Consider the following 11036-nt stretch of genomic DNA (forward strand, 5'->3'; position numbering starts at 1 on the left):
CTCGTTAATTTTTAAAATCATCAGAGTGCGCAGGGCCCTCTATTTTAGAAAGGTCTATTTCCGGGCGGTTCACCTGGCTTATACTGTGAATGTCCATCAGCAGTTTAGGCTGACGTCCGTCCAGTACATCAGGTAATGCATCATGTGGTTTCACCACACCTACATACTGACCCTGAGAAATAACACTGTGACGATCGATATTACGCGGGCCTTCCACGATCCAGTCTTTCGTCTCTTTCTTATCAAAACGGCAGGTATCGCAAATGAACTCTTCCACTTCACCGTATTTGTCCTTACGGGCAGTTACACGGAACACTTCATCACCACGCAGCCACAGTACTGTTTTACCACAGCATTTGTCGCAATCGCGGTGAGCATCTACCGGTTTCAGGAACCATACGCGGTTTTTGAAACGGAAGGTTTTATCAGTGAGTGCGCCTACAGGGCAAACATCTATCACATTACCAATGAACTCGTTATCCAGTGATTTATGGATATAAGTACTGATTTCAGACACTTCACCACGACCAAGAATACCGTGTTCGCGTTTTTCTGTCAGCTGATCTGCTGTATACACACAACGGTAGCAGAGGATGCAGCGTGTCATGTGCAGTTGTATCTTATCGCCGATATCTATCTTTTCAAACGTACGGCGTTTAAATTCGTAGCGGGTACCGTCAGCGCCATGTTCGTAACCTAAGTCCTGAAGGCTGCACTCTCCTGCCTGATCGCACACAGGGCAATCCAGCGGATGGTTCAGCAACAGGAATTCCACTACGCCTTTACGTGCATCCAGCACTTCCGGAGAGGTGATGTTGGCTACTTCCATACCATCCATTACAGTAGTACGGCAGCTGGCCACCAGTTTAGGCATAGGGCGGGGATCTGCTTCAGACCCCTTGCTTACTTTTACCAGGCAGGTACGGCATTTACCACCACTTCCCTGCAGCTTGGAATAGTAACACATTGCAGGTGGCACGATATCTCCTCCTATCTTGCGGGCGGCATTCAAAATAGTAGTGCCCGGCTCCACTTCCACAGGGATACCATCAATCTTAACCTTAAAAAGTTTCTTTTCTTCAGCCATTTTGCTTCGCTTAAACTTTTATTATCGATTCTTATACTGTAGCAGGAGCTGCAATTTCCAGCGGATCTGCATAATGAGCCAATCCGAAGTTGCGCACCTGGCTCTCCTCCGGATTCAGCACATGCCATTCAAATTCATCGCGGAAATGACGGATAGCAGCAGCTACCGGCCAGGCAGCAGCATCTCCCAGCGGGCAGATGGTGTTACCTTCTATTTTGCGTTGAATATCCCACAGCAGGTCTATATCACTCATTTTACCCTTACCCTTCTCAATGTTCTTCAGCACTCTTTCCATCCAGCCGGTACCTTCACGGCAGGGACTACATTGTCCGCAGCTTTCGTGATGATAGAAGCGGGCGAAAGTAAGGGTGTTCTTTACAATGCACTGGTCTTCGTCCAGTACAATGAATCCACCGGAACCCATCATGGTACCGGTAGCAAAACCCCCGTCGGACAGGCTTTCGTAAGTCATCATACGGGTTTCTCCTTTTGCTGTTTTCAGCAGCAGGTTAGCCGGTACGATAGGTACGGAAGATCCACCCGGGATACATGCCTTCAGGCGTTTGCCATTAGCTATACCGCCACAATATTCTTCAGAATAAATAAACTCTTCTACTGAAATGTTCATTTCAATCTCATAAACCCCTGGTTTGTTAATATTACCACAGGCAGAGATCAGTTTGGTACCGGTAGATTTACCTGTACCGTATTTAGCGTATTCTTCACCACCAATGCGCATGATAGGCACAATGGCAGCCAGTGTTTCCACATTGTTCACCACGGTAGGGCAATCCCACAGACCTTTGATAGCCGGGAATGGTGGTTTGATACGTGGATTACCGCGTTTACCTTCCAGTGATTCTATCAGGGCAGTTTCTTCACCACAGATATAAGCACCGGCACCACGCTGTACATATATTTCAAGATCAAAACCGGTTCCCTTGATATTCTTACCCAGCCAGCCATTCTTCTTTGCATCAGCAATGGCTTCTTCCAGGATATCAGGGATCCAGGCATATTCACCACGGATATAGATATAACAGCTATTAGCGCCCAGTGTATAACTGGAGATCAGTAAACCTTCTATCAGGAGATGCGGGAGGAACTCCATCAGGTAACGGTCTTTGAACGTACCTGGTTCAGATTCATCCGCATTGCACACCAGGTAGCGGGGCACGCCTTCCGGTTTTGCAATAAAGCTCCATTTCATACCGGTAGGGAAACCAGCACCACCACGACCTCTCAGGCCGCTCTTCTTCACTTCATCCAGCACCAGTTCAGGAGTCATTTTCAATGCCTTTTCAGCAGATTCATATCCTCCGTTGGCCCGGTACACATCGTAGTACCGGATATTTTCTATATGAGCCTTGTCCAAAAGTAGTTTGCGTCCCATCTTACTTTTATTAATTAGCGTTTACCCTGCATTCGTTAATGATCTCATCTACTCTCTCAGGAGTGAGGTGTTCACGGAAGTGTTTACCCAGCTGCATCATTGGTGCGTAACCGCAGGCGCCCAGGCATTCCACTGTTTTAAGGGTGAAGAGTCCGTCTTTGGTGGTTTCACCCACGCCGATGTCCAGCTTCTTTTTGATATAGTCTACGATATTATCTGAGCCACGCAGCATGCAGGGACCTGTATGACATACTTCAAATACATATTTGCCTACAGGCTTCATGTTAAACATGGAGTAAAAGGTTGCCACCTCATACACTTCGATTGGCGTTATCTGTAACAGGGATGCCACGTAATCCATGGTTTCTGCACTCAGCCATCCGCCAAACTCTTCCTGTGCCAGGTGTAATACCGGCAGCAAAGCGCTCTTCTGCTTCCCTTGCGGGTAGCGGGCAATGATCTCTTTTACTTTATTCAGTTTCGCTTCAGAAAACATAACTATGAGAGAAAAAATTAAAAATTAAGCATCCAGTTCACCTGCAATCAGGTTCAGGCTACTCATACAGATTATTGCATCACTCAACATGGCCCCTTTTACCAGTTCGGCATACGCCTGGTAATATATAAAGCAGGGACGGCGGAAGTGCAGCCTGTAAGGGCTACGGCCACCATCACTGATTAAATAATAGCCAAGTTCTCCATTAGCACCTTCTACCGGGTTGTATAATTCACCAGGCAGTATATCAGATTCACCCATGATTATCTTAAAGTGATAAATGAGCGCTTCCATTTTTGTATATACATCGCTTTTTTCCGGCAGGTAGTAAGCAGGTACATCTGCATGCCATACATCAGACGGCAGTGTTTTCATCTTATCCAGTGCCTGGCGGATAATGCTGAGGCTCTCCCACATTTCGGCGTTACGCACCAGGAAACGGTCGTAGCAGTCGCCGGTGGTACCTACAGGAATGGTGAATTCAAAATCCTCGTAAGAGCTGTACGGCTGCGCTACGCGCACATCGTAATCCACACCTGCAGCACGCAGGTTAGGACCCGTAAAGCCGTAGTTCAACGCTCTTTCGGCGCTGATAGCACCTACACCCTGTGTTCTTTCCATGAAGATGCGGTTGCGGGTCATGAGTGATTCGAACTCTTTCAATGCAACCGGGAATTCTTTCAGGAACTTTTCTAATTTCTCAAATACAGCCGGTGTGAAGTTTCTTTCAAAACCACCTACACGACCAATATTAGTAGTCAGACGTGATCCGCATATTTCCTCATACACCTCATAGGCCACTTCACGGTGCTTCATCAGGTAGAGGAAGCCGGTAAAGGCGCCGGTGTCTACACCTACCACACCATTACAGATCAGGTGGTCCGTAATACGTGCCAGTTCCATGATCACCACACGCATGTAGTCTACCCGCTTAGGTGTTTTCACGCCCAGCAGCTTTTCTACGGTCAGGTGCCATCCCATATTATTGATAGGGGACGAACAGTAGTTCAGACGGTCTGTTAAAGGAGTAATCTGGTAGTAGGGACGGCGTTCCGCTATTTTCTCAAATGCCCTGTGAATGTATCCTACTGTAGATTCTGAACTCACAATACGTTCTCCATCTATTTCCAGGATATTCTGGAATACACCATGCGTAGCAGGGTGAGTAGGACCCAGGTTAAGGGTTTGCGTTTGCCTTTCTATTGAGCCTTCCGGCAGTGTTATATGTTGCTGCTCTGACATGTTCAACGAATAATTTATTAAATGCCAATATGCCCGCCGCGGCCGAACATTTCATCGTCTTTATCTACACGGGATTGATCTTCCAGTGGGAATTCCTTACGCATAGGGAAATAAGTCATTTCGTCCACGTTCAGGATTCTTTTCAGGTTAGGATGTCCTACAAACTCTACCCCAAAGAAATCATATGTTTCTCTTTCCATCCAGTTGGCAGATTCATAGAGTTTGGTAGCCGTAAACACCTTCGGATCTTCCACGCTGGTGTAAACCTTCAGACGAAGTCTTACCCTTTCCCTGAAATTATAAAGGTGATAAACTACAGCGAGTTCCTCTCCTTTCCTTTCCGGATAGTGTACAGCAGTCAGGTCCGTTAAAAAACGAAATTGCAGTTCCTCATCATCGTACAGGAACTGCATTACTTTCAGGTTCAGGTCTTTAGGTGCTGCAAATGATAGCGTCCCAAAGGATTCTTCTACCTGGGAGATGGACTCCCCAAACTTTTCTGCCAATCTTTGCTTTATATAGTCGCTTGTCAAAGACATTACGATTTCAGATTTTCGATTTTTAAGGGATACTTAGGTTACTGGATTCCGTAAGAGTTCAGCAGGTCCTTATACTTTTCAGAATTGCGGCGGCGCATACTTTCCTGGCCTATCAGGTCCTGGATACGCATAAAGCCATCAATGATAGCTTCCGGGCGCGGAGGACATCCTGGTACATATACATCTACCGGAATCACCTGGTCTATCCCCTGCAATACAGAGTAAGTATCGAAGATACCACCACTGCTGGCACAGGCGCCTACAGCAATTACCCAACGGGGCTCTGCCATTTGCAGGTATACCTGGCGTAATACAGGCCCCATTTTCTTGGAAATGGTACCCATCACCATCAACAGATCACACTGCCTTGGCGTAAAAGCCATTCTTTCCGCACCAAAACGCGCCAGATCATAAGTAGAAGCCATTGTTGCCATAAATTCAATCCCACAGCAGGAAGTTGCAAAAGGCAACGGCCATATAGAGTTTTTACGGGCAAGACCTATCACTTTATCGAAAGAGGTAGCAAAAAAACCTTCTCCGGAATACCCCTCAGGTATTTCCACAGACTTCACTTTTTCGTTATACTGAACCGGACGAGACATACCATTTCAGATTTAAAGATTTCAGAATCAGATTTGACTTACAAATTGTTGTATTAGTCTTCCCATTTTAACGCACCTTTCTTCAGGATGTAGACAAAACCACCCAGGAAGAATGCAACAAAGAGCAACATGGCCATAAAGCCATCCCAGCCAAGCTCTCTGAAATTGACGGCATAAGGATAGAAAAAGATCACTTCCACATCGAACAGAACGAACAAAATGGCGGTAAGGAAATACTTAATGGCTACAGGCTGGCGTGCGTTCCCTTTCTGCTCGATACCGCTTTCAAAGGTAACAAGTTTGTCGCTCGTTTTACGTTTTGGGCCTAAAAAGTGTGTTGCGAACATAGTAATGCCCACAAAGCCGAGGGCTGCAATTAGCTGTAATACTATAGGAAAATAGCTAATAGGAGTAGTCGCCGACAATAATATTGTGTCTGTAAACATAAGCTTCCCTGATAAGATGAACATTTCTCCGAATGCGCAAAAATAGGCTAACTATACCAAATATCAAATCTATGAGTGATTAAAATATTATCTTTTTTTGCCAACCGGAAATAAAAAAACCCCGACAGTTGCCGGGGTTTCCATATAAAGAACACTTTATTTTATTTTTTATTGCCTGAAGCTGCTGGCTTAGCGGATTTGGACCTGTTTGCCAGGTTTTCCTGTATCGCCTTAACAGTAGCATTGTTAGGATCAAGACTTACCACCTTGTCCATCCAGGTCTTCATATTGTTAACATCATCTTTGTTATAGTAGTAAATCATCAGGTACTGATAAGCAAACATCAGCAAAGCTGGCTTGTTTACTTTCTCTTCACCCTTGATTTCAAAGAAATGCTGGAAGTGAGGTAAAGCCAGACCTAACTTAGCGTCCGCATCCTTAGCCATGTTTGCACGGCCTCTCCAGTAAGTACCTAATGCTTCCTGAGTAGGATATTTAGCTACGAAAGCACCAAAGGTAGAATCCGCCATATCGTACTCACGGGCATATATTTCCCAGGTACCCTTGAAGAACTGATCCTGGATTTTACCAGTGTTCTGTTCGTCGGAAAAGTCTGTTACCAGTCTGCCATACCATTCAGCAGCACGTTTGAAATCGCGGATACCTTTGAATGATTCAGCTACACTTCTGTATTTTTCAACATCCTTGGCGGTATCAGATAAAGCATATTTTTCCAGGTATAAAGATGCCAGAGAGTCATTGATAACAGCCTGGGCAGAATCTTTGGTTTTAGCCTGGTAGATAGCGCTTAACAATTTGTAATCGTTAGGCTGCAGTTTGCTTTCCCCTACGCTTTTTACATAACTTTCAATGATTTGTTTACCGGTAGCGGTATCACCTTTCTGCAGATAAGCATCTGTCAGCAACAGGGTGAATTTATCTTTATAACCTTCTGTAGCAGTTGGCAATACAGCCTTAGCCTTAGCGATAGCTGCATCATAGTCTTTCTTGTAGAAAGAGATAGCAGCCAGGTTATATTCATTTTCCAGTTTACCTGCGCCTTCACCTACGATAGCCATATAGCTTTCGAGATATTTAGATGCATTTTCCAGGGAAAACTGTGCTTTGGTTTTAGTAATGTAAAACTGGTACAGTTCGTAGAAAGCAGGTGCATACTGAGGGTCCATGTTGGTAGCTTTGGTGAAATCGTTCACCGCATCCTGCAACAATTTGGCATTATAGTTTACCAGACCTTCTTTCATTACTGCTTCTGCCCTGTTTGGTTCCAGTTCCAGTGCCTTATCATAGGTTGTAATGGCTTTACCACCATTTTCACCACCCAGCTGACGGTAAGCGTCACCCAGTTCGATATAGTCAACAGCCTTAGGCGTGTATACTTCTTTCTTTTTACGGCCTTCGTTATTCAGCAATTTCTCCATTACGCTGAGTGCGTAACCGCGGTCACCACCTTTAATATCCGCACTTGCATCAGCAATTGCACGGGCAACATCTCCATCACGGCCTTGTGTAGCAGCGCTGGCAGCTTCAAATTTTTGTTTGGCAGCAGCAGCATCCCCTTTCAGCAGGTCCAGGCGGCCTAAACCTACCTGTAACAAAGAAGAAGTAGGAACTGCCTGTAATCCTTTCTGGAAAACAGCAGCAGCACCAGCCTGATCATTCATTCCCAGAAGAGCAATCCCCTGGTAGTAATATGCTTTATCTTCAGTAGGTTTAGCAGTAATTACCTTGTCAAAATCTTGTTTGGCTGTTTCATACTTACCATAATACAGGTCTTTCAATCCATCATCTACGGATTGGGCCATTGCGCCGTTTGAGGCGACACATAACATGGCTACGATTAAACTTTTCCGTCTGGTCATGAGCACTCCGGTTTTAAAATTTTAGTTGTGTTAGTTTTTTCAATCCTTACTTTAAATTAGCCTCCCTGAAAACAATGTTCAACCTCGCAGGGAACAATCTGAATTTCCCAATTAATGTCTGTCCTTCATAACTTCCCAGGAAGGTGGCAAAGCCTGATCCCAATCCGGAGTAAGGTTCTTTTAAACAAAAGAAGAATCCTCTCTTCAGTGGGTACGATCCCAGAGCGATATATGCCTGATATGGTTTTACAAATTCCGAACCATAATCTGCACGCACCTTCACTACGTTCACCTTACTGTTAAATTCTATAGAGGTAGAGTCGTTTGGATCAGAGATCCAGCTCACCCCTATTACTCCCAGTGCATTTGGCATTTTAGCCACATAATCAACCACTTCGGGATTAGTTTTTGCAGCCATTACACTGGCCGGCAATGGTTTTCCCTGATTGATTGAGTCGCGGATAAATCTTACAGTACTCGAATTCTGATTGTCAAAAACAATCTGCCATTTCTTTTCTGTTTCGCTACCGTCCATAATTTTACGTAACTGGTCCATAGTGAGGATAGAGTCCGGATTACTCTTATTAGTAATCAGCGCTACCCCGTCCCATGCCAGTAACATACTTTGCGGCGTTATTTTCAGTTCCTGAAAGAACCCTTTCTCCTTCTCATTGAAGTCCCGCGTTACAATTACCAGGCGGGCACTATCTGCCAGCAGGTCCTTAAAGCAATCAGCTTCAGGTTTGTATTCCGCAATAATGTGGGCCTTCGGATATAATGATTCAAATACTTTTATCTCTGATGTTAAAAGTGGCTTATAGGTTTCGTCTACACTGATACGGATAGTTCCGGACGTTGGCGTGTCCCTTTCCGCTTCTGATTTCGACTCTCCGCATGATGCCAGCATAGTTGCGGTTGCTAACAGTGCGATATAAGCCTTGTTCCATTTAATTAACCTGGTAAACATAGCTCTTCGGTTAGTCCTTGTTAAAAAATGTATTCTTTACTCCTCTATATACACGGAAAAGGCCATAAGCAATCAGCACCCCTCCCAAAACATTTAAAATGGTTTGCGATACTTCAAAGTGTCCCATATTGAACCTTTGAGCAAAGCATGCATACAGTCCAAAGAGTATAAAAAATATACCTCTTAATAATTCTCCCAGCGGCCGGTAATCTATTCCTTTCCGCCTGTTTTCCGTTCTTTCGTGTTCCATCTGCATTGTTGCGAATTACAAGTATACAAAAAAAAATTTCTAAACAAATACCTGTTCTTTTAGAAGAATATCAAAAAAAACAGGGCACTTATGTAAACATAATCCCCTAAATCCGCTACTACAGCAGATTTCATAACCGTCACCCTCACACATATTAATCAAATCAATCTACAGATTATTATCCACTAACTTGTTAAAGGCATGTTAAATACTATAATTCCGTCCTCCGCATTACAGGTATATACGCATAAAGTGAAGGTATAGTATCACTATATAGATGCAAAAAGTAAAATTTTCCATAAAGTACCGGGGTGGCGAATCTCCCTAAAATCCTGTAGGTTTGCGCAAATTATGAAGGTTTTAATGGTATGCCTCGGCAATATTTGCCGCTCGCCGCTGGCAGAAGGTATTTTAAGGCACCTGGCCCCTGACTGGGAAATAGATTCCGCCGGTACAGGCAGCTGGCATGTGGGAGATCCTCCGGACAGGCGGTCTGTTGCGGTGGCACGCCGCCATGGTATTGACATTTCTGATTTGAGAGGCAGACAATTCCAGACTTCTGATTATGACGAGTTTGACCGCATTTACGTAATGGATGTGGATAACTACCGCGATGTAATACGTAAAGCACGTACCGATGCAGATAAAGCCAAAGTACAGCTGCTGCTTGATAACCAGCAATCTGTACCCGACCCCTGGTACGATGATGCACTCTTTGAACCAGTGTATAATATGATCTACAAAGCCTGCGAAAAAATAATTAATAATACTGAACGATAATGATAAAACCCAGTATACCAAAAGGTACCCGCGATTTCAGTCCTGTTGTGGTAAGAAAACGGCAATATATTTTCCAGACGATCCGTGAAACGTTCGAACTGTTTGGATTCCAGCCACTGGAAACTCCTTCCATGGAAAACCTGGATACGCTTACAGGAAAATATGGTGAGGAAGGTGATAAACTGATCTTCAAAATACTGGATAACGGAGATATATTCGGCCGCTCACAACAAGCTAAAGATAGCCGTGAACTGGGCATTTTATTATGTGAGAAAGCATTACGCTACGACCTCACTATTCCTTTTGCACGTTATGTGGTAATGAACCAGAATGAACTGGCATTACCTTTTAAACGTTACCAGATGCAACCAGTATGGCGTGCGGATAAGCCTCAGAAAGGCCGTTACCGCGAGTTCTATCAGTGTGATGCAGATGTGGTAGGAAGTAATTCCCTCTTAAACGAAATAGAATTACTACTGATATACGACCGCGTATTTACTAAACTGGGAATGAATGGTTATGAAGTACGTATCAATAACCGTAAGATCCTTAGTGGATTAGCAGAAGTAATCGGCCAGCCATCTTTATTAACAGATATCACCATTGCTATCGATAAACTGGATAAAATAGGTATCGAAAAAGTAAAGGTAGAATTACAGGAACGTGGTCTTTCCGACACCGAAATTATTACCATTGAGAGCTTCCTGAAAATTGACGGCAGTAATGAGGAGAAATTACAACAGCTTGGTGTATTATTACAGCAATCTGCCACAGGTCTTAAAGGCATTGAAGAAATTTCTTATGTCCTGCATACCCAACCTGCTGCATTCAAAACAACACCCATCCTGGACGTAACACTTGCCCGCGGTCTGAACTACTACACAGGTATGATCGTGGAAGTAAAAGCGCCTGCTACCGTTAAAATGGGCAGCATCGGCGGCGGTGGTCGTTACGATGATCTCACCGGCTTATTCGGATTACCAGGCCTTTCCGGCGTAGGTATTTCCTTCGGTGTAGACAGAATCTACGATGTGCTGGAAGAACTACAATTATTCCCTGCTACTGCACAACAAAGTACCCAGGTATTATTCTTCAACCTCGACGCCAATACATCTGCTACTGCATTCAATATGCTGATGCAACTGCGCGAAAGAGGCATTGCATCTGAATTATTCCACGAACCCGCCAAGATGGATAAACAAATGAAATACGCTAATAAACGCGGTATTCCATACGTGATCATCATGGGAGAAAGTGAAATACAGGAAGGTATGCTGAGTGTAAAGAATATGATAACAGGAGAACAGACAAAGATTAAAAAAGAGGAGTTAACAACATATTCATTCTGACAAAA

12 protein-coding genes are annotated in these 11036 nt (G+C 44.3%); 2 read left to right on the plus strand and 10 right to left on the minus strand.

What is annotated here, in order from left to right:
- Positions 1–4: 4 nt before the first annotated feature.
- The 10 genes from BMW86_RS05235 to BMW86_RS05280 all read right to left on the minus strand — a co-directional run bounded on the left by BMW86_RS05235 (position 5) and on the right by BMW86_RS05280 (position 8908).
- On the minus strand, positions 5–1087 hold the full coding sequence (locus BMW86_RS05235) for an NADH-quinone oxidoreductase subunit G (protein ID WP_089779633.1): 1083 nt from the start codon (positions 1085–1087) through the stop codon (positions 5–7).
- Positions 1088–1118: 31 nt separating this feature from the next.
- Positions 1119–2480, minus strand: a complete 1362-nt coding sequence (gene nuoF / locus BMW86_RS05240) for an NADH-quinone oxidoreductase subunit NuoF (RefSeq protein ID WP_089779635.1) — start codon at positions 2478–2480, stop codon at positions 1119–1121.
- A 10-nt stretch (positions 2481–2490) separates the two neighbouring features.
- On the minus strand, positions 2491–2976 hold the full coding sequence (gene nuoE / locus BMW86_RS05245) for an NADH-quinone oxidoreductase subunit NuoE (RefSeq protein ID WP_089779637.1): 486 nt from the start codon (positions 2974–2976) through the stop codon (positions 2491–2493).
- Positions 2977–3000: 24 nt separating this feature from the next.
- The gene (locus tag BMW86_RS05250) at positions 3001–4218 is read right to left on the minus strand and encodes an NADH-quinone oxidoreductase subunit D (RefSeq protein WP_089779638.1); all 1218 of its coding nucleotides are present in this window, start codon (positions 4216–4218) and stop codon (positions 3001–3003) included.
- 17 nt (positions 4219–4235) lie between these two features.
- Positions 4236–4757: an NADH-quinone oxidoreductase subunit C gene (locus tag BMW86_RS05255; protein WP_089779640.1), complete on the minus strand. Its 522-nt coding sequence runs from the start codon at positions 4755–4757 to the stop codon at positions 4236–4238.
- A 38-nt stretch (positions 4758–4795) separates the two neighbouring features.
- The gene (locus BMW86_RS05260; protein ID WP_089779642.1) at positions 4796–5359 is read right to left on the minus strand and encodes an NADH-quinone oxidoreductase subunit B; all 564 of its coding nucleotides are present in this window, start codon (positions 5357–5359) and stop codon (positions 4796–4798) included.
- Between the two features lie 53 nt (positions 5360–5412).
- Complete coding sequence (locus BMW86_RS05265; RefSeq protein WP_089779643.1) at positions 5413–5805, minus strand: NADH-quinone oxidoreductase subunit A; 393 nt, start codon at positions 5803–5805, stop codon at positions 5413–5415.
- 161 nt (positions 5806–5966) lie between these two features.
- Entirely contained in the window at positions 5967–7685 is a 1719-nt protein-coding gene (locus tag BMW86_RS05270) for a tetratricopeptide repeat protein (RefSeq protein ID WP_143056488.1), read from the minus strand.
- Positions 7686–7731: 46 nt separating this feature from the next.
- Positions 7732–8652: a substrate-binding domain-containing protein gene (locus BMW86_RS05275; protein ID WP_089779647.1), complete on the minus strand. Its 921-nt coding sequence runs from the start codon at positions 8650–8652 to the stop codon at positions 7732–7734.
- Between the two features lie 10 nt (positions 8653–8662).
- The gene (locus BMW86_RS05280) at positions 8663–8908 is read right to left on the minus strand and encodes a hypothetical protein (RefSeq protein ID WP_089779649.1); all 246 of its coding nucleotides are present in this window, start codon (positions 8906–8908) and stop codon (positions 8663–8665) included.
- A 345-nt stretch (positions 8909–9253) separates the two neighbouring features.
- On the opposite strand from BMW86_RS05280, the gene BMW86_RS05285 reads away from it, so the two are divergent.
- Together BMW86_RS05285 and hisS are read left to right on the plus strand one after the other, a co-directional pair.
- The gene (locus BMW86_RS05285; protein WP_089779651.1) at positions 9254–9682 is read left to right on the plus strand and encodes a low molecular weight protein-tyrosine-phosphatase; all 429 of its coding nucleotides are present in this window, start codon (positions 9254–9256) and stop codon (positions 9680–9682) included.
- On the plus strand, positions 9682–11031 hold the full coding sequence (gene hisS / locus BMW86_RS05290; RefSeq protein ID WP_177189157.1) for a histidine--tRNA ligase: 1350 nt from the start codon (positions 9682–9684) through the stop codon (positions 11029–11031). The genes BMW86_RS05285 and hisS overlap by 1 nt, the downstream gene beginning before the upstream one ends.
- The last annotated feature ends 5 nt before the right edge of the window (positions 11032–11036 follow it).

The sequence above is a fragment of the Chitinophaga sp. YR573 genome (genome assembly GCF_900110995.1).
In the GTDB taxonomy this organism is placed as follows: domain Bacteria; phylum Bacteroidota; class Bacteroidia; order Chitinophagales; family Chitinophagaceae; genus Chitinophaga.

Bases quoted from the DNA above. Each gene is read 5' to 3' on its own strand.
- BMW86_RS05235 (WP_089779633.1), bottom strand. From the start codon at position 1,087: ATGGCTGAAGAAAAGAAACTTTTTAAGGTTAAGATTGATGGTATCCCT.
- nuoF (WP_089779635.1), bottom strand. From the start codon at position 2,480: ATGGGACGCAAACTACTTTTGGACAAGGCTCATATAGAAAATATCCGG.
- nuoE (WP_089779637.1), bottom strand. From the start codon at position 2,976: ATGTTTTCTGAAGCGAAACTGAATAAAGTAAAAGAGATCATTGCCCGC.
- BMW86_RS05250 (WP_089779638.1), bottom strand. From the start codon at position 4,218: ATGTCAGAGCAGCAACATATAACACTGCCGGAAGGCTCAATAGAAAGG.
- BMW86_RS05255 (WP_089779640.1), bottom strand. From the start codon at position 4,757: ATGTCTTTGACAAGCGACTATATAAAGCAAAGATTGGCAGAAAAGTTT.
- BMW86_RS05260 (WP_089779642.1), bottom strand. From the start codon at position 5,359: ATGTCTCGTCCGGTTCAGTATAACGAAAAAGTGAAGTCTGTGGAAATA.
- BMW86_RS05265 (WP_089779643.1), bottom strand. From the start codon at position 5,805: ATGTTTACAGACACAATATTATTGTCGGCGACTACTCCTATTAGCTAT.
- BMW86_RS05270 (WP_143056488.1), bottom strand. From the start codon at position 7,685: ATGACCAGACGGAAAAGTTTAATCGTAGCCATGTTATGTGTCGCCTCA.
- BMW86_RS05275 (WP_089779647.1), bottom strand. From the start codon at position 8,652: ATGTTTACCAGGTTAATTAAATGGAACAAGGCTTATATCGCACTGTTA.
- BMW86_RS05280 (WP_089779649.1), bottom strand. From the start codon at position 8,908: ATGCAGATGGAACACGAAAGAACGGAAAACAGGCGGAAAGGAATAGAT.
- BMW86_RS05285 (WP_089779651.1), top strand. From the start codon at position 9,254: ATGAAGGTTTTAATGGTATGCCTCGGCAATATTTGCCGCTCGCCGCTG.
- hisS (WP_177189157.1), top strand. From the start codon at position 9,682: ATGATAAAACCCAGTATACCAAAAGGTACCCGCGATTTCAGTCCTGTT.